This window comes from Acinetobacter sp. CIP 53.82 (assembly GCF_000369465.1).
GTDB classification, from domain to species: domain Bacteria; phylum Pseudomonadota; class Gammaproteobacteria; order Pseudomonadales; family Moraxellaceae; genus Acinetobacter; species Acinetobacter indicus.
In genome coordinates this window covers 207,417-226,447 of record NZ_KB850046.1, presented here as the reverse complement: position 1 = coordinate 226,447, position 19,031 = coordinate 207,417, and the positions used below count along the sequence as shown (strand labels likewise).

Genomic DNA, 19,031 nt, shown 5'->3' with positions numbered 1-19,031 from the left:
GATGAACCATCCTTTTATTTGAAGTCTTTTGAACAGCTATGCAACCATTTGTTCTCTATAACTCAGAGCAGCGCAAAAAAGTAGAATTCGTGCCACGCGTCGATGGACAGATCGACATGTATGTCTGCGGTATGACCGTGTATGACTACTGTCATATTGGTCACGCGCGTGTCATGGTTGCATTTGACTACATCATCCGTTTCTTGCGGAGTCAGGGCTGGAAAGTCAAATATGTGCGTAATATTACCGATATTGACGACAAAATTATCAAACGTGCCAATGAAAATGGCGAGAGTATTACCGCTTTAACCGACCGCTTTATTCAGGCCATGAATGAAGATGCAGAAAGCCTTGGCTGTCTGGCTCCGGATGAAGCACCGCGTGCCACTGACTATATCGACCAGATGCAAAACATGATTGGCAATCTGGTTGACAAGGGCACCGCTTATCCGGCTTCAAATGGTGATGTTTATTTCCAGGTTGAAAAATTTGCAAAATATGGCCGTTTATCCGGTCGTAAACTGGAAGATATGCAGGCTGGTGCTTCAGAGCGTGTCGATGTCGAAGTAGAGAAAAAACATCCATTTGACTTTGTGCTCTGGAAACATGCCAAAGAAAATGAACCGGCTTGGCCATCACCGTGGGGCAAAGGTCGTCCGGGCTGGCATATTGAATGTTCGGCGATGTCGACCTGCTGCCTGGGCAATCATTTTGATATTCATGGTGGTGGTTCAGACCTGATGTTCCCGCATCATGAAAATGAAATTGCCCAGTCTGAAGCCTCTACCGGTGAGCAGTATGTTAATTACTGGATGCATGTGGGCTTTATTAATGTCGATGGCGAGAAAATGTCAAAATCGCTCGGCAACTTCTTCACCATTCGGGATGTGATGGAGAAATTCCATCCGGAAGTGATCCGTTATTTCATCGTGTCTTCACACTATCGTAGTCCGGTGAACTTCTCGGATGTAGCACTAAAAGAAGCTAAGACGGCGCTGTCCCGTTTCTATCATTCATTTAAAGCCTATCAGGCCGTGTATGGCGACAAGCTGTTAGAAACGCTAGATGACACATTGGTCGAACGCTTTAATACCGCAATGCGGGATGATTTTAATACCGCGGAAGCGATTGCAGTGCTGTTTGAAGTCAATAAAGAACTGAACCGCGCGGTGAAAGAAGAAAATGCCGAACAGGCAGCAATCTTCTATGCTACCTTGCGTCATCTGACCAATATTCTTGGTTTAGTACAGCACAATGTCGATGAATTCCTGAAGTCAGACATTGGCCAGGATGCACTTGGTTTATCTGAAGAACAGATTGAAGATCTGATTCAACAGCGTAAAGATGCCAAAAAAGACAAAAACTTTACCCGTGCCGATGAAATCCGTCAGTCTTTGCTCGATCAGGGCGTAGTGCTGGAAGATACCCGTCAAGGTACCGTTTGGCGTCGTGCTGATTAAATCGCCACTTGGAAGCATAAAGAGTTGACAGTTGTATGAAACTCTCTATAATGCACTTCCATATTGCGGGAATAGCTCAGTTGGTAGAGCACAACCTTGCCAAGGTTGGGGTCGCGAGTTCGAGTCTCGTTTCCCGCTCCAAAATTTTAAAAGCCTCAGTCAAATGATTGAGGCTTTTTTTATGCGTTTTTATCCAGATATGAAACATTATCCATTATCTACACTCAAACTTAGCTTAACTGCCTGAGCTAAAAAATGAGACTCATGTTCACCATCTTCCTGTGCTGTGGTTTATCAACAACAGGCGGAATCATGAAGAAATCGTGTGAAATCTTATACATTTAAAAACGTGACATTTGCATAGATATGCTAAAATTGCGAAAATTAATTTCTGCTTGAATGAAGACCGTTCAGCCCTGAACGAAGGTTAAAAATTTGAATTCTGAAAACATGTCAAACCCGATTGATTTTCAAGGTGTGGCGCTCAGTACCTTGCGTATAGAAGAACAAGCTCTGCAAACACTGGCCACACAAATTGACGAGCGCTTTAGCCGCGCCTGCGAAATTATTTTGCAATGTAAAGGCCGTGTGGTGATCACCGGTATGGGGAAATCCGGGCATATTGGCCGTAAAATGGCGGCGACTTTTGCCTCGACCGGTACACCTTCATTCTTTATGCATCCGGGCGAAGCAGGACATGGCGATTTAGGCATGCTGGTACGGGGTGATGTGCTGATTGCCATCTCCAATTCTGGCAAAAGTGATGAAATCATGATGCTGATGCCGCTCATCAAACATCTGCAAGTGCCGTTAATTACCATCAGCGGAGATGACAGCGGCCCAATGCCACAAAATGCCGATGTGGCTTTAACTTTAGGGAACATTCAGGAAGCCTGCCCACTGGGTCTGGCACCGACCTCGAGCACCACCGCAACATTGGCCTTAGGGGATGCACTGGCTGTGGCCTTACTTGATGCGCGTGGGTTTACCGCAGATGATTTCGCCCGTTCCCATCCTGCGGGTGCTTTGGGTAAACGCTTGCTGTTGCATGTCAAACACTTAATGCATACCGGCGCCGAGCTGCCAAAAGTCGCGCCAGAAACCCCAATGAACAAAGTGCTGTATGAAATTTCCGACAAGCGTTTGGGGCTGACCACGGTGGTGGATGAACAGGACACCTTATTGGGAATTTTCACTGATGGTGATTTGCGCCGTTTAATCGACAAACAGCAGGGCTTTGATATTCATCTGCCGGTGGCTGAAGTCATGATCAAGCAGCCTGCGACCATTTCTCAGGAAGCCCGTGCGGTTGAAGCACTGGCACAGTTACGCGATAAAAAAATTAATCAATTTGTAGTGGTCAATGATGCACATCAGGTGATTGGTGTGATCAGTATGCATGACCTGATTCAGGCCGGGGTAAATTAAAAAATGGCATCGTATATTTTATTGGAACAGGCACGTCACGTTGAGGCTTTGGTTTTAGATGTCGATGGTATTTTAAGTGATGGCTTTGTTACCTTAACCAATAGCGGTGATGAAATTAAAAACTTTGATATTCGTGATGGTCTGGGCATGAAACTGGTGCAGCAGGCCGGGGTGAAAGTCATCATCATTACCGGGCGTACCAGCCATATTGTTGAAAAACGTATGAATGCCTTGGGTGTGGACCTGATTTATCAGGGCCGTGAAGATAAAGGCGTAGCTTTACGTGAAGCCTGTGCCCAGCTGAATCTGGCACCAGAAGACTGTCTGTATATGGGCGATGACTGGCCAGATTTATCTGCCTTTGCCATTGCCGGGATGAAAGTCACGGTGCCGAATGGTCATGTTGAAGTGCGTCGTCGTGCTGATCTGGTGACTCAGGCGCAGGGTGGCCGCGGTGCGGTACGTGAAATCTGCGATATGATCCTAATGTCAAAAGGCGTATACGAACAGTTACTTGAAAAGTATACCGCGATCCCTCATTAATAAGATATTCCTCTGATTGAGTTGAGTTAAAACCCCACTTATGGATACCCGAGTTTTATATATTACTGCGATTGCAATTGCAGCTGTAAGTGGTGGTTATTACTATTACAGCGGTAAAGGCAATAAACTGGATACCGAGGGTTCCAGAAGTATGACCTATACGGCGGAGCAGATTAACCTGACTCAAACCGATGAACAGGGGAATTTATATGTTCGCGCTCAGGTTGACCGTTTAGAGCAGGATATGCAAAAGCAGACCTCTCAATTACAGAACCTGAATGCGTCGATGTATAAAGAAGGGAAAGTTGATGCCACTTTTTATGCCAAGCAGGCACATGGCTATAATGACAATGAAAAAGTAGTGTTATCTGACCAGGTACGTGCCACCAAAATTTTAGCGCAAGGTCAATTAGAACTGCAGACGACAGAATTGACGGGCTATCCGGACAGTCGGGAAATTGAAACCGATAAACAGGTGATGGTGCAGTCTCCACAAGCTGAATTTGTAAGCCAAGGACTGAAAGCCAATTTGAATGATGGTCAATACGAATTTTTTAATATTCGAGGAACATATGAACGTTAATCCGAAGCTTGCAACACCTCGTACTTTCCTGAAGAAAGCCGCGCTTGTAGGTTTGGCAGTATTGTCCTCAGCTACAGCCTGGGCCTTGCCTTCAGACCGGAACCAGCCAATTACCCTGGTGGCTGACCGTGCGACATTTAATGAGCGTACCGGTATTACCACCTATACCGGTAATGTGATTATCGAGCAGGGCACAATGCGCTTGCAGGCCAATTCAATTGTGGCCAATCTGAACAGTAAAAAAGAAATCAGCACCATTACCGCCAATGGTAGTCCGGCACAGTTCCAGCAAAAGACTGACCCGAATAAAGGTCTGGCCAAAGGTCAGGCGCAGAAAATTGTCTACAATGCGGAAACCGGTATTATTACTTTGTCGGGCGGGGCATTTTTACAGCAGGATGGGGCCAGTATTCGCGGCAATACCTTGCGTTATAGTATGAACAAAGGCGATATTGAAGCCATTGGTACGCCAAACAACACCGGATCATCTTCAGGTCGCGTACAGATTGTGATTCCACCATCCAGTTCAAAATCATTCCCGGGAGCACGCGATTAATGGATCAGGTCGTACAGCCACAAACTCTGACAATCAAACACCTGGCCAAAAACTACAGTAAGCGCTGGGTGGTGAAAGATGTTTCTTTCTGTATGCAAAGTGGCCAGATTGTTGGACTGCTTGGCCCAAATGGTGCTGGTAAAACCACCAGCTTCTATATGGTGGTTGGCTTGGTACGTATGGACAAGGGGGAAATTCATCTGGATGAACTGGATTTATCTGACCTGGCCATGCATGAACGTGCGCGCAAAGGCATTGGTTACCTGCCACAAGAGGCGTCAATTTTCAGAAAACTGACCATTGCTGAAAATATCATGTCGATTCTGGAAACCCGTAAAGACTTAAACAAGCAGCAGCGTCAGCAGCGTTTAACCGAACTGCTGGCTGATTTTAAAATTACCCATATTAAAGATTCACTGGGCATGAGTGTCTCCGGTGGTGAGCGACGTCGTGCGGAAATTGCCCGTGCTCTGGCTGCCGATCCGAAATTTATGTTGCTGGATGAACCTTTTGCCGGGGTGGACCCGATTTCTGTCGGGGATATTAAAGATATTATTAGCACCCTTAAAGATCGCGGAATTGGTGTATTAATTACCGATCATAACGTGCGCGAAACATTGGCAATTTGTGAGCGTGCTTATATTGTCAGTGAAGGTGCAGTGATTGCCGAAGGAACCCCACAGGAAATTCTGGAAAATGAAACTGTGAAACAGGTCTACTTGGGCGAAGATTTTAAGGTGTAGTTGGTGAAAAACACATATAATTGTTATTTGTTGTATGTGTTTTATCCTGAAAGCGTTTTATAATTAACAAAAGTATAAAAAACTAGCTTAAAAACATTTACAATTTTAAAAATATTTCAAAATATTAGTTTGAATGACGACAATGATGGGTTGCAAGAGCTTAACAGTTCATAAAAATAAATTATTCAGGCAGACGCTACTGTGGCAGGCTTTATGGCTGAGCGGACTGCTGAGCCAGTCGCTTTATGCTGAAACGACGACTTCAGAACGGCAAACACTTCAACAGAGCGTGGCACGTTTATTTACCCCGCAATCTGACCAGAATTTTACTCGTGTCCGTATTAGTGAACTGAGCCAGTTTCAGCTCGATACACAAAATATTCAGGAAATGCCCCGGGCAGTACCAGCATCATCTGTTTCAGAAACAGCGGCATCAGCCCGATCCTCTGTGCAACAGCCTTTAAGTTTTAATGACACCATTCGGACCGCTGTTCAGCGTCATCCTGAAATTACCCAGGCCATTTCCACTTTGGCAGCCCAGAATGCCAGTATTGATGTGGCGAAGTCCGGTTATTATCCGCAATTATCTGGTGGTATTTCCACAGCAGACCTGACCAAAGGCGAGCGCGGCCGTCAGCTGCTGAGCCTGAATGCCACGCAAATGCTTTATGATTTTGGCAAGGTCAAAAGCAGTGTCAACTTGGAACAGGCCCGTTTGGCCGCAGAGCAGGCCAATGTGCTGGTCAGTATTGATGATATTGCTTACCAGACTGCCAATGCCATGATTAATATCAAACGCTATCAGGAAATTACCCGTATTGCTGAAGAGCAGATTCAGGGGATTGCCCGCATTGCGGAAATCACCAATTTACGTGCCGAGGCCGGGATTAGTACCCAGGCCGACCCGATTCAGGCCCGTTCCAATCTGGAAGCTGCGGAAGCCAATTTAATTGTGCAGCAAACCCAGCTGCGCCAATTTCAGCAAAAGCTGCGCACCTTGGTCGGGTTTGAGGTTCATCAGCGTAACTGGCAGATTCCAGAGCGGCTGGTGAAAGAGGCGCAATTATATTCAGAGCCGGTTTTTCAGCAGATTCCCGGACTAATGGCTGCTCAGGCTGAAGTTGAAGTGGCCAAATTACGTAAGCAGCAATCACGTTTAAGTGCTTATCCCACTTTAAATGTGAAAGGTTCTATAAGTCAGGCCATCAATGGTCGTAATCCAAATAACAATGAAGATGATGGCCTCTATAATTCGATCATGCTGGAAGCCAATAGCAACTTTTATCAGGGCGGCGCAATTGCGTCACAAACCCGGGCGGCCAGTTATGCAGAAGAAGCGGCCAAGGCACGGGTCAATAGTGTGTATCTAGAGGTGCTGGATGAAACCCGCATGCTGCGTGAAGAAATCCAGAACAAGCAGCGCCAGATGAATATTCTGGTCAAGCGTCAGGCCACCACCATCCAGACCAAAGAGCTGTATCAGGAACAATATAAATTAGGCACGCGCTCAGCTGTCGATTTACTGAATGCCGAACAGGCAATTCATAGTGCCGCCCAGGAAATTGAAAATACGCGTTTTGATATTTATGCCGCCATTGCGCGCTATATCTCCATTACCGGACGGACACGCGATATTTATGATTTAAACCATATATCCATTCAGGGGCTTGAAGTTCAGCCATGAGTACTAAAATAAATTATCAACCGTGGCTTCAAGCAGTGCTGAGCATTGCCAAGCATTACCGGATTGAACCATCCGCAGAACGTATCCGCTTGCAGCTGGACTGGAATCCGAACCAGAATATTGATGATATTTTAAATCTGATTGCCCGTCAGGTGGGCCTAAGTCTGCGCAAAACCGACTTTAGCGCCGAAGTGATCAATCCCTGGCGTTTGCCGGTACTGGTTGAATTCCAGGATGGTCAGGTGGGCGTAATTGACAAGGTCGATGCTGAGGGTAACCTGAGTATTCAGTTCAGTGGTGATCAGGGTTTGTCACAAATGCTGGCCAGCGACACCTTGACTGAGCATGTGCGGCATGTCTATATCCTGCGTCCGGAAAAATCGGTTCCCGATGCGCGGGTAGATGAATATGTCAAACCCTATGAAGACAACTGGTTCTGGTCAATTGTGCTGCGGGACTGGAAACGTTATATCGATGTAATGTTTGCCTCCCTGATGGCCAATATTCTGGCGCTGGCCACCATCCTGTTTTCGATGAATGTCTATGACCGGGTAATTCCGGCACAATCGGTTCCCACTTTGTGGGTGTTGGCAGGTGGGGTGCTGATTGCGGCCATTTTCGAGTTTAGTTTAAGGGTCGCACGGATTTACCTCTCCGATATTATCGGCAAGCGCGCTGATCTGCGTATTTCAGATCGGGTATATGGACATGCGCTACGGATTAAAAACAGTGAACGCTCTAAATCGACCGGGACCTTTATTTCACAAATTCGTGAACTGGAAGGGGTGCGTGAACTGGTGACGTCGACCACCATTTCTGCAATCGCTGATTTGCCTTTCTTCCTGCTGTTCCTAGGCGTGTTCTGGGTGATTGGCGGGAACCTGTTCTGGGTGATGCTGATTGTGGTACCGCTCATGATTATTCCCGGTATTCTGGCGCAAAAGCCTCTGGCTAAACTGGCTAATGAGGGGATGCGTGAAGGAGCAATCCGCAATGCCATGCTGGTGGAATCGGTACAGGGCATTGAAGACATCAAGTTATTACGCGCCGAAGCCCGCTTCCAGAACCAGTGGAATCATATGAATGAAGTCTCCGCCGATTTTGCTATGCGTCAGCGTAAAATTGTTGGGGTGATGACGGCCTGGACCCAGAAAATTCAGGGGCTGACCTTTGCAATTGTGGTGCTGGTCGGCTGTTTTGCGGTGATGGATGGAGAAATGACCACCGGTGCTCTGGTGGCTTGTTCAATTTTATCTTCACGGATGCTGGCACCAATTTCACAGATTGCCGGCGTGCTGGGCCGTTTGCAACAGGCCAAAGTGGCGAAACAGGGACTGGATGAATTAATGAAAAAACCGGTTGATCAGCCGGAACATAGCCACTTAATTCATCGTCCGGTGTTAAATGGTCATTATGAATTAAGCGGGGTCAGCTTTAAATATGGCGAAGATGATCCTAAACCGACCTTGATGGTGCCCAAGCTCGAAATTAAAGCTGGTGAAAAAATTGCCATTCTGGGTCGTAATGGTGCCGGGAAATCTACCTTGTTGCAGCTTTTTTCCGGCATGCAAACCCCGAATCAGGGCAAAATTAAACTCGATGGCGTAGAGTTGGGCCTGATTGATCCTGCTGATGTACGCCGTGATATGGGGCTATTGAATCAGAATGCACATCTGTTTTTTGGCACGGTACGGGAAAACCTGACTTTGGGTGCACCATTGGCCAATGATGACGATATTTTACAGGCACTTCGAATTACCGGTGCGCTGGCCTTTGTGCAGGAAAAGAAAGAAGGGCTGGACCATCTGATTCTGGAAGGTGGTGTGGGGTTCTCTGGCGGCCAGAAACAGGCCTTGCTGCTGGCACGTTTGCTGCTACGTCAGCCGAATATTTTATTGCTGGATGAACCGACGGCTGCAATTGATGATGTCTCCGAGAAACAGCTGATTGATCATTTGAAAATGTGGCTTGGGCACCGGACTTTGGTGGTGGCCACCCATCGCCGTGCAGTCTTAGAGCTGGTGGACCGGATTATTGTGGTCAATGATGGAAAAATTGTGATGGACGGGCCACGAGACCAGATTCTCAATCAGTCTGCATCTCAACCACGTCAGATGGCAGGAGCGAAGTCATGAGTGAACAATTAAGCAAACGTTCAATGCAGGTGACCGAGCTGGAGCCGCCTTTACCTAAAGCCAGCCTGTTTATCTGGATTATCTGTATAGGCTTGGCAGTTTTGCTACTCTGGGCCTGGCTGTTTAAGCTGGAAGAAGTATCCACCGGCACCGGTAAAGTGGTGCCATCTTCGAAAGAGCAGGTGGTACAGTCTTTAGAAGGCGGGATTCTCACCACCTTGAATGTCCGTGAAGGGGAAATTGTTAACCGTGGGCAGGTGCTGGCCCAGCTGGACCCGACCCGGTTTGCTTCTAATGTGGGTGAATCGGAATCTTTGCTGGTATCTTCCTTGGCCACTTCGGCCCGGTTACGCGCTGAAGTAAATGGCACGCCTCTGGTTTTTCCTGAAGAAGTGCTGAAAGAGCCTAAACTGGTACAACAGGAAACTGCTTTATACAATTCGCGCCGGGCCAATCTGGAAGAATCTTTGGCCGGTTTACGGCAGGCTCTGGTGCTGGTCGAGCAGGAATTGCGTATGACCGAACCCTTGGTGGCCAAAGGTGCGGCCAGTGAGGTGGAAGTGCTGCGTCTGAAACGCGAGGCCAATGACCTGCGTAACCAGATGAATGATATTCGTAACCAGTATTATGTCAAAGCGCGTGAAGAGCTGTCCAAGTCCAGTACCGATGTACAGACCCAGCAACAGGTGGTACGTGGCAAGTCCGACACCTTGAACCGCACAGTCTTCAAGTCGCCGGTACGGGGTGTGGTCAAGGAAATTGATGTGATGACCATTGGCGGGGTCGTACCGCAAAATGGCAAGTTAATGACCATTGTGCCTTTAGATGAACAGCTGTTAATTGAAGCGCGGATCTCGCCGCGAGATATTGCATTTATTCGCCCAGACCAGGAAGCACTGGTCAAAATTACCGCCTATGATTATTCGATTTATGGCGGTTTAAAGGGTAAGGTCACGGTGATTTCACCGGATACCATCCGTGATGAAGTCAAGCAGGACCAGTTTTATTATCGGGTCTATATCCGGACTGATACCGATAAACTGACCAATAAATCTGGCCAGCAGTTCAGTATTACCCCCGGAATGGTGGCCACGGTTGATATTAAAACTGGTTCTAAAACCGTACTGGATTATCTGATTAAACCGTTTAACAAGGCCCAGGAAGCATTACGCGAGCGTTAATCGTCAACTCAACATAACCTCCCAGTTTGGGGGGGGGTATTGCCAAAATTTGCCTGAAAACACGTTATAATTTCAGAGATTATTGCATTTTAGCTGTGTTATGCCATTTACCATTGCCTCCCTTGTTCGCTTTGAAGAAGATATTAAAAAGAGCCGTTTTGAGGCCATTGCCGTACCGGTAGAAAACGAACAGGCGGTTAAAGATTTTCTGGAAGCCAACAAAGACCTGACCACTACCCATCAATGCTGGGCATGGAAAATTGGCCATCAGGTGCGTTTTAATGATGATGGTGAACCTTCTGGCACTGCCGGCCGACCTATTCTGGCTACCATTGAGGGCAATGAGCTGACCAATGTGCTGGTGCTGGTCAATCGCTGGTATGGCGGGATTAAACTTGGCACCGGTGGCCTAGTGCGTGCCTATGGCGGTTGTGCCGGGCAATGCCTGCTGCTGGCAGAAAAAATTGAACTGATTGAAAAGAAAAAAGTCGAGTTTCAGTGCCAGTTTAATGAATGGGCCATTTTTCAATATGAACTGAATAGCCAGAATATCGAGTTTCAGGAACAGTACGGGGCAGATGGCGTGCAGGTCAATGCCTTATTACAGGTGCATCAGATTGAGCCTTTGGCCTTAAAAATTCAGGACGTTACCCGCGGCCGGGAACAGCTCAAAGTCATGGAGGAGCCAGCAGATGACTGAACATGATCCTTTGCTGAAATATCGGGAACAGCATAAACATCGGCTGAATTATATGCCATGGCTGTACTGGTCGCTGAAACCGAAAAACCGGGTTTGGGCCGAAGCCTGGCAAAAAGACTATCAGGCCTATTTGATGGAGATGGAAACGGTAGAAATTGGCGAGAACTGCTTTATTTCACCGCTGGCGCATATTTTTGCCGAACCGGGACGTAAAATTATTATTGGGGATAATACCTTCATTGCTGCAGATTGTACCTTGCATGGCCCGCTGGACATTGGCAGTGAAGTAGCAATTAATCATCATAGTATTCTAGATGGGGGCCGGGTCGGGATTAAGATTCACGATCAGGTGCGTATTGCCGCCTATTGCCATTTATATGCCTTTGATCATGGCATGGATTTGGCTCAGCCGATTTACCAGCAGCCGGTGCGTTCGCAGGGCATTGAAATTGAACGCGATGTCTGGCTGGGTGCTCATGTCGGCGTTAAGGATGGTATTAAAATTGGTGCCCATGCGGTTGTCGGCATGCACAGCATGGTCACCAAAGATATTGAAAGCCGGGCCATTGTCGCGGGGAATCCGGCACGTTTGATTCGTTATCGTGATTAATTTCAGACATAGCTCTCTATCTTCAAATGTCTGTGTTTTATTTACATTTTGTCATGTCATCCGCTGAGGACTTATGCTAAGTTTTAGATAACAATTAAAACGAAAGCCTGGCAGACAGGCAACAAGAGAGGCGACAATGAAACGAGTAATTGCCTGTATTGATTCTTCACCCTGTATCAATGCACTCGCGGAAGCCGCAGCGTGGATAGCCAAGCAGACCCAGCGGGAACTGGTGCTGTTACAGGTGCTGGACTATTATCCGGCCAGTTATCACTTAGGTGAAATTAGCGGGGTCATTGGTTTTGAAAGCAATGCCATGTTATTGAAGGAACTGGCCGAGCTGGAACAGAAGCAGAGCGACATTGCGCTGGAATATAGCAATAATCTGCTGCGTCATATTTCCGAGATGGTGCAGCAAAAATATAATATCGTGCCGACCCAGATTCAGGAAAAAGGCGATTTTCTTGAACAAAGTTTTAATGTCTTGCAAGAAGATGATATTGCGGTCATCGGCCGGGTTGGGGAGCGTTCCGCCGAACGCAATAAAGCCCTGGGCAGTAACGTCGAAAACTTTATCCGCGGGGCCAATTGTGCCGTTATGACCGTGGGCGAGCAGTTTAAGCCGCCAACCCGTTTTATTTTCGCTTATGAATATTCACCAACCTGCTTAAAAATCATGAAGCGCATCACCCAAAGTGATTTGCTGCGTCTGCTGCAATGTCATTTGCTGTATGTGGGTGATCATCCGGAAATATTGAATGAGCCGACCCAGTATTTAAAAGCCGCTGGTTTAGATGTGGTGGTGGAATATCGTTATGGAGATGTGGCGGAGAATATTCTGGATTATCAGCGTGAACATGGTATTCAGCTAATTTTGCTTGGGGCCTTTAGCCACAGCAAAATCCATCAGTTTTTCTTAGGCAGTATTACCACCACCATTTTCCGGAATTCCAATGTGCCGTTACTGGTGGTGAAATAAAGCCCAAATATCTTACACGCATCTGATGAATTACTGTCCAAGGTTATCCGCATTTATTGTGGATAACTATATGGACAGTATATGTAAGTTTATAAAAAATAAAATAAATATTATTTTGTGTGTTTTTTGTTCTGTTTGGGCCTTATTTAACGATGGCCAAGGCAAAGCCATCATGCCCTTTGCTGCCTACCGTTTGCAAGGCAGTTGAGGACAATAAACGTGGATGCTCCTGCATCAGCTTAAACATCTCGCGAATGCCTTCAATGCTGGGCTTGTGATTGTCCGGATTGATGATGTCACCGGCGCGAATTACATTGTCCAGAAAAATTAAGGTGCCGGAGCGTGACAGATTCAGGCTCAGTTCCAGATATTCCGGATAGCTCTGTTTATCCGCATCAATAAAAATAAAGTCAAACGGGGCAGTATCAGCTGGCAGGCTTTTTAAAATATCGGCGGCGCGGCCCACACGCAAATCAATAGTCTGTTTCAGCTTGGCCTGATCAATATTTTCCTGTGCCACGGCGGCGTGTGCATCACGACCTTCAATAGTCAGAATATAGCCATCTTCCGGCAAGGCACGCGCCAGCCACATGGTGCTATAGGCAGCAAAGGTACCAAGTTCCAGAATACGTTTACAGCCGTTCATCTGAATTAACATCTGTAACAACATGCCCTGGTTGGGCGCAACAGCAAGGTGATCCGGATAACCCCGATCATCGGTATGTTTTAAGGTTTGGGTCAGAATCGGATCTTCAGGAATTAAATGTGTTTCGATGTAGTGGTCGAGGTCGGTCCACATTTGTTTCATAGTCGGGGGCACCTTTGTTGCAATGCATGCATTTTAAACTTTTCCCCCTAGAGTGCAATTTTTATCGGGAGAGTTGCAGAATTAATAGACATAAAAAGAGGCGCCGCAGCACCTCTGTATTCAGATCCGGATTTATTCGTAATAGCACATTGACGAATAGCGGCTTAAATCCGGTCCCCAGGTACGATAGCCCTGCGTATCAATATGGATTTGCCCTGAAGCATACAGTCCCAAGCCCATATTCAGGCTTTGACCATACTGGGTCCAGAACTGGCACAGTCTGAACTTGGTATTTTCAATAAAGGCATAATCTTGCGGCTGTGGAAATTCCGGCCCAATCCGGAAATCAATAGCGGAATTATATAAATGCCGTGAGGAACTGGCACCACCGGCGCACTGGTTCAGCGGTAAATCGCGATAGACTGAAGTGACTTCAAAATCGGTCAGGACTTTGGAGGCCACCAGATATTTAAAGACTTTTAAGGTTGGAATCTGATTGCGCCATAATTCGCGGTTGGGCACCATGTATTGCGAGCGGCCACATTTTTGCCAGTCACGTGCGGTGCGCAGTAATTCAAAACTTGGAATAATATTGCCGACGCCTTCAGCATTCAGGAATTTTTCATATTCGCGGACCTGGCGCAGGTTATCGGTCACGGCAATCCAGCTGTTATAGGCATAGGGCACCACTTTTGGTGCGACCTTGCGTTCATAGCTGATTTTTTCTTGTGGGATATAAATCCGTTTTCCATCAGGCGAATGAATCGTTTTCCCTTTCTGCGGTGTGGTTGTACATCCGAGCATGATCAGGGGCACGATGCTGAGCGAGAGCACCGCCTTGAGAAATTGCGTCATTATGCAAATCAAACGTTTACTAAAATCCTAAGCATTCTAATCTAAAAGCTTCGGTAAAAATTGAAAATATTGCAATCAAATGTGTGTTTTAGGTATAAAAAAAGATCAGCTTTTGCTGATCTTTTTAAAATTACTTTTCTAAGTATTGTAATTTGTCCGGCTTGCCATTCCATTCTTCACGGTCAGCAGGCTGTTCACCAATTTGCGTGATATTTGGCCATTTTTCTGCCAGTTCAGCATTCAGCTCGATAAATACTTCCTGACCTTCTGGTAGCTCATCTTCCGAGAAAATCGCATTGGCTGGACACTCAGGTTCACACAGTGCGCAGTCAATACATTCATCCGGGTTAATCACCAGGAAGTTTGGACCTTCATAGAAACAATCTACAGGGCATACTTCTACACAGTCTTGATATTTACATTTAATACAGTTTTCAGTGACAACAAATGTCATGGCGACAGCTACCTAAAAATATGGTTCTAATAACTAAGCTGTATTTTAGGCAAAAATGATGTGAACTAACAATTGCTTTTACTGATATTTGATATAGACAGTGCTACTAAATTTGATAAAAGTGCTATAAAACCATCAAAAAAACTTATAAATGAAAAAGACTCTCAAATGAGAGCCTTTCCATATATGAAATTCAAGTCTTGAATCAGGTGTTTAGCTGCTCTTTCAGGGCATACAATTGCTCTAGAGCCTGACGTGGGGTGAGATTATCGACATCCAGTTGGCGTAAGGCTTCGAGGGCCGGTGATGGTTTTTCAACTTCGACAATCCGTTCAATCACTTCAGTTTCTACCACCGGTTCACTGAATAAATCATGCTGGACCGATTTTTGTACTGACTGATGTGACTGCTTTTCCAGAATCTTCAGGCGATTTTGTGCTTCTTTAATCACATTGGCAGGAATACCGGCCAGTTTGGCCACCTGCAAACCATGACTCTGGCTGGCCGGACCCTGCTGGACTTTATGCAGTAAAATCAGGTTGCCATTGAGTTCTTTGGCCGTAACATGATAATTATCAATACCTGATTCTTTGCCCAGCTCGGTCAGCTCGAAATAATGCGTAGCGAACAGGCATAAGCATTTGATCCGTTTGGTTAAATCCAGCACACAGGCCCAGGCCAGGGACAGGCCATCATAGGTACTGGTGCCACGGCCGACTTCATCCATCAGCACCAGTGACTGATTGGTGGCATGATGCAGAATTTGCGAGGTTTCGGTCATTTCCACCATAAAGGTTGATTTACCGGTAGACAGGTCATCGGCCGAACCAATCCGGGTGAAAATCCGGTCAATCGGACCTAGCACCGCAGCTTGAGCCGGCACATAACTGCCACAATAGCCAAGCAGGGCAATTAGTGCGGTCTGGCGCATAAAGGTCGATTTACCGCCCATATTCGGCCCGGTAATAATTGCCATACGATGGTTAAAATCCAGTGTGGTGTCATTTGGGGTAAATGCGGTTTTGCTCAAGGCTTCCACCACTGGATGACGGCCGGCGACAATCTTGACTCCAATTTCCGGTGAAAATTCCGGACGGGTCCAGTTTTTCAGGCGGGCCTGATGGGCAAAGTTGGCCAGCACATCAATCTGGGCAATGGCGCTGCTCATCATCTGCAAATTGCCAATGTCCTGACGCAGCTCATCCAGCAGCATTTCAAACAGCATTTTTTCCCGTGCCAGCGCGCGTGATTCACTCGATAATACTTTGTCTTCAAAACTTTTCAGTTCTGGGGTGATATAACGCTCGGCATTTTTTAAGGTCTGACGGCGAATATAATGCTCCGGTGCCTGTTCAGCCTGCGCACGGGACAGTTCAATATAGTAGCCACTAACGCGGTTATAGCCAATTTTAAGCGTGTTGATGCCAGTACGTTCACGCTCCTGAATTTCCAGATCAATCAGGAACTGGCCGGTATGATCACGGATTTGACGTAACTCATCCAGCTCGCTGTCAAAGCCTTCGGCAATGACATTACCATCACGCAGCAACACCGGTGGCTGTTCCACAATGGCCGCCATTAAACGCTGGTAAAGGCCCTGAAAATCGCCCAGTTCTTCATTCAGCTGTTGTAAATATTTGGATTGGCCGGCACTGACAATCGGCTGCACGGCATGACGTAAATACGGAATCTGGGCACAGGCCTGACGCAGCTGCACCAGATCACGTGGGCGCGCACTGCCTAAAGCGACCCGGCTCAGCACACGTTCAATATCACTAATTTCTTTCAGTACCAGACGAATTGGTGCATCGTGATAACCGGTTAAAATCGCTTCGGTCGCATCCAGCCTTGCATCCAGCAGTGCGGTATCACGTAGCGGTTGCATTAAGGTGCGGCTAAGTAGACGACCACCCATCGCGGTCTGGCAGTCATTAATCAGCTGAAACAGTGAGGTGCCGTGTTCAAATAAAGGTTCAATCAGTTCCAGATTACGCCGGGTCACCGGGTCTAGCGCAATAAAATCGCTACTTTGTTCCAGCTGAATCGAGCGGATATGCGGCAACGCCGTTCTTTGGGTTTCTTTGGCATAGTGAATCAAGGCGGCGGCGGCGGCTTTGGCCAAAGGCAAATGATCAATCCCAAAGCCAGATAGGGTAGCTACGCCTAGCTGGTCACACAGGGTTTTCTGGGCATTATTCAGGTTAAAATCGACATTTGGACGTTTGGTAACCGGGCAATCCAGCTGTTTTTTAACAGACTCGATGATATTCGGATCGACAATATCTTCATCGACCACAATTTCGCTTGGCATGAGACGCGACAGTTCAATCGCCAGCTGTTCCGGTTGATACTCCTGCTGCTGGACCTTGAAAATACCGGCACTTAAATCTAGCAGTGCAATCCCGATCTGGTTCTGCTGTAAACAGAGCGCGACCAGATTGGAAGATTGATAGCTGTTGAGCAGGGCATCATCGGTGAGTGTGCCGGGGGTAATAATCCGTACTACGCCACGTTCCACCGGGCCTTTGCCAGTTACCTCGCCAATTTGCTCGCAGATCACCACGGTTTCGCCTTTTTTGACTAGTCGCGCCAGATAACCTTCGGCAGAATGATAGGGCACGCCGGCCATCGGAATTGGCTGGCCATTGGCCTTACCGCGATGGGTCAGGGTAATGCCTAACAGTTTGGCCGCCTTGTGCGCATCATCAAAAAATAATTCGTAGAAATCACCCATTCGATAAAACATTAAAGAATGTGGATGTTGTATCTTCACTTTTAAATATTGTTGCATCATCGGGGTATGCGAAGATAAGTCAGCCACAATTTCTTGCATGTTCATGTACATTCAGTTCCTTCAATTAACGCATGGGTGTTGGAATGGCTTTCACCGCGTGGATGTCATTTGGGCCAGCTGGAGCAGATAAAACATCGTGTTTAAATCCTGCACGTCGATGCTGTTGACGACCCAACAAGCGCTTCATCTTAACAAATTTAGCTAGGCGGAAAAAACCGATTCTGGAAAATCTGTGCTGAAACTGAGCAGCTTATGGCGGAGAAAATTAAGCGAGCAATACAGCTGATGAAGATTGCAGCAGAGAAGACCAGGAAATATGGAAAGCAGCGTTGCAGCAATGCGCTCGAAGCAGCAGGAGAGGCACTCTATACTGGGGTAAAGAACAACATGAAGATGAGCCCATGATGCCCAAATTCTATTATCAGGCTTTGCCAGTACAGGTGTATTTTGGTGCGGGGGAAGCCAAGCGCACGCAGGATATTCTCAAGCAGGCCGGTTATCACAAGATTCTGCTGATTGCCACGCCCGGCCAGCAGAAGGCCGCTGAGCAGCTGGCCCGGCAACTTGGTGATTTGACCGTTACGGTTTATGCTCATGCGGTAATGCACGTGCCGGCAGAGGTGGCACGGCAGGCGGTTCAGGCAGCACAAGAATTACAGGTGGATTGCTGTCTGGCTTTGGGTGGCGGTTCGGCTATTGGTTTAGCCAAAGCCATTGCACTGGACACCCATCTGCCAATTGTGGCAATTCCGACCACCTATGCGGGCAGTGAAATGACCCCGGTATATGGTATTACGGAAAATCAGCTGAAAACCACCGGCAAAGCTGCACAGGTGTTACCGAAAATCGTGATTTATGATCCAGCGCTTAACCTGAATCTGCCGGCAGAGATTTCTGCCTGTTCGGGCATGAATGCCATGGCGCATGCGGTGGAGGCTTTGTATGCAGAAAATAAAAATCCGGTGATTAGCCTGATGGCGCTGGAGGCGATTCGCTGTCTAGCCACCGCTTTACCGGAACTGGTACAACATCCGAAAGATATCCAGCTGCGTGAACAGGTCAGCTATGGCGCGTGGCTGGCTGGGATTTGTCTGGGTTCGGTGGGTATGGCGATTCACCATAAAATCTGTCATAGCCTGGGGGGTACCTTTAACCTGCCTCATGCACAAACCCACGCGATTATACTGGCCTATTCGGTGCATTATAACCGCCATGCCGATGTACAGGCGATGGATCAACTGGCCGCTGCACTGGGTGTTGACAGTCGGGAGGAGCTGGGCCGTTTTATCTATCAATTAAACCAGCGCCTGCAAATTCCTTTGGCCTTAAAAGACTTAGGGTTACCGGAACATGCCCCGGCGGACATTGCCCGGATGATTTGTGATTCGCCGTATTATAATCCGCGTGAATATGACGATGACGAATTAAAGCAGCTGTTGCTGCAGGCTTATGCCGGTTTGCCTCCTGCCACACTTTAATATGTGGCAATATGTAGCCATCTTCCAGAGATAAAAAACC

18 protein-coding genes and 1 tRNA gene are annotated in these 19,031 nt (G+C 47.2%); 15 read left to right on the top strand and 4 right to left on the bottom strand.

What is annotated here, in order from left to right; genetic code table 11:
* Window positions 1-38: 38 nt before the first annotated feature.
* The 13 genes from cysS (at window position 39) to F905_RS06640 (ending at window position 12,602) form a co-directional block, all read left to right on the top strand.
* Complete coding sequence (gene cysS, locus F905_RS06700) at window positions 39-1,460, top strand: cysteine--tRNA ligase (protein ID WP_005178825.1); 1,422 nt, start codon at window positions 39-41, stop codon at window positions 1,458-1,460.
* A gap of 65 nt (window positions 1,461-1,525) precedes the next feature.
* Window positions 1,526-1,601: transfer RNA gene (locus F905_RS06695), tRNA-Gly, on the top strand.
* A gap of 309 nt (window positions 1,602-1,910) precedes the next feature.
* Window positions 1,911-2,888: a KpsF/GutQ family sugar-phosphate isomerase gene (locus tag F905_RS06690; protein WP_005178820.1), complete on the top strand. Its 978-nt coding sequence runs from the start codon at window positions 1,911-1,913 to the stop codon at window positions 2,886-2,888.
* A 3-nt stretch (window positions 2,889-2,891) separates the two neighbouring features.
* Window positions 2,892-3,431 (top strand): KdsC family phosphatase, encoded by a 540-nt coding sequence (locus tag F905_RS06685; protein WP_005178818.1) that lies wholly within the window; start codon window positions 2,892-2,894, stop codon window positions 3,429-3,431.
* 40 nt (window positions 3,432-3,471) lie between these two features.
* Window positions 3,472-4,014, top strand: coding sequence for an LPS export ABC transporter periplasmic protein LptC (gene lptC / locus F905_RS06680; protein WP_005178816.1), 543 nt, complete (start codon window positions 3,472-3,474; stop codon window positions 4,012-4,014).
* A complete protein-coding gene (gene lptA / locus F905_RS06675; RefSeq protein ID WP_005178815.1) occupies window positions 4,004-4,570 on the top strand; it encodes a lipopolysaccharide transport periplasmic protein LptA in 567 nt (188 codons plus the stop codon). The genes lptC and lptA overlap by 11 nt, the downstream gene beginning before the upstream one ends.
* On the top strand, window positions 4,570-5,313 hold the full coding sequence (gene lptB, locus F905_RS06670; RefSeq protein ID WP_005178814.1) for an LPS export ABC transporter ATP-binding protein: 744 nt from the start codon (window positions 4,570-4,572) through the stop codon (window positions 5,311-5,313). Before lptA ends, lptB begins: the two co-directional genes overlap by 1 nt.
* Window positions 5,314-5,455: 142 nt before the next feature.
* The gene (locus F905_RS06665) at window positions 5,456-6,997 is read left to right on the top strand and encodes a TolC family outer membrane protein (RefSeq protein ID WP_005178813.1); all 1,542 of its coding nucleotides are present in this window, start codon (window positions 5,456-5,458) and stop codon (window positions 6,995-6,997) included.
* Complete coding sequence (locus tag F905_RS06660; RefSeq protein WP_005178812.1) at window positions 6,994-9,132, top strand: type I secretion system permease/ATPase; 2,139 nt, start codon at window positions 6,994-6,996, stop codon at window positions 9,130-9,132. Before F905_RS06665 ends, F905_RS06660 begins: the two co-directional genes overlap by 4 nt.
* A complete protein-coding gene (locus F905_RS06655) occupies window positions 9,129-10,313 on the top strand; it encodes a beta-barrel domain-containing protein (RefSeq protein ID WP_005178811.1) in 1,185 nt (394 codons plus the stop codon). The genes F905_RS06660 and F905_RS06655 overlap by 4 nt, the downstream gene beginning before the upstream one ends.
* 100 nt (window positions 10,314-10,413) lie before the next feature.
* A complete protein-coding gene (locus F905_RS06650) occupies window positions 10,414-11,013 on the top strand; it encodes an IMPACT family protein (protein WP_005178810.1) in 600 nt (199 codons plus the stop codon).
* Window positions 11,006-11,623, top strand: coding sequence for an acyltransferase (locus tag F905_RS06645; RefSeq protein WP_005178809.1), 618 nt, complete (start codon window positions 11,006-11,008; stop codon window positions 11,621-11,623). The genes F905_RS06650 and F905_RS06645 overlap by 8 nt, the downstream gene beginning before the upstream one ends.
* A 136-nt stretch (window positions 11,624-11,759) precedes the next feature.
* Window positions 11,760-12,602 (top strand): universal stress protein, encoded by an 843-nt coding sequence (locus F905_RS06640; protein WP_005178808.1) that lies wholly within the window; start codon window positions 11,760-11,762, stop codon window positions 12,600-12,602.
* A gap of 142 nt (window positions 12,603-12,744) precedes the next feature.
* Here the strand turns inward: F905_RS06640 and F905_RS06635 are convergent, their stop codons facing one another.
* The 4 genes from F905_RS06635 to mutS all read right to left on the bottom strand — a co-directional run bounded on the left by F905_RS06635 (window position 12,745) and on the right by mutS (window position 17,558).
* Window positions 12,745-13,410, bottom strand: a complete 666-nt coding sequence (locus tag F905_RS06635; RefSeq protein WP_005178807.1) for an O-methyltransferase — start codon at window positions 13,408-13,410, stop codon at window positions 12,745-12,747.
* A 132-nt stretch (window positions 13,411-13,542) separates the two neighbouring features.
* Window positions 13,543-14,265 carry a D-Ala-D-Ala carboxypeptidase family metallohydrolase gene (locus F905_RS06630; protein ID WP_005178806.1) on the bottom strand — a complete coding sequence of 241 codons (723 nt, stop codon included), beginning with the start codon at window positions 14,263-14,265 and terminating at the stop codon, window positions 13,543-13,545.
* A gap of 130 nt (window positions 14,266-14,395) precedes the next feature.
* Window positions 14,396-14,719, bottom strand: a complete 324-nt coding sequence (gene fdxA, locus F905_RS06625; protein ID WP_005178805.1) for a ferredoxin FdxA — start codon at window positions 14,717-14,719, stop codon at window positions 14,396-14,398.
* A gap of 205 nt (window positions 14,720-14,924) precedes the next feature.
* Entirely contained in the window at window positions 14,925-17,558 is a 2,634-nt protein-coding gene (gene mutS, locus F905_RS06620; protein WP_034597830.1) for a DNA mismatch repair protein MutS, read from the bottom strand.
* A gap of 207 nt (window positions 17,559-17,765) precedes the next feature.
* Between mutS and F905_RS15410 the strand changes: the two genes are divergently transcribed.
* Both F905_RS15410 and F905_RS06615 read left to right on the top strand, forming a co-directional pair.
* Window positions 17,766-17,918 (top strand): hypothetical protein, encoded by a 153-nt coding sequence (locus F905_RS15410; RefSeq protein WP_155756624.1) that lies wholly within the window; start codon window positions 17,766-17,768, stop codon window positions 17,916-17,918.
* Window positions 17,918-18,991, top strand: coding sequence for a maleylacetate reductase (locus F905_RS06615; protein ID WP_005178803.1), 1,074 nt, complete (start codon window positions 17,918-17,920; stop codon window positions 18,989-18,991). Before F905_RS15410 ends, F905_RS06615 begins: the two co-directional genes overlap by 1 nt.
* Window positions 18,992-19,031 lie beyond the last annotated feature (40 nt).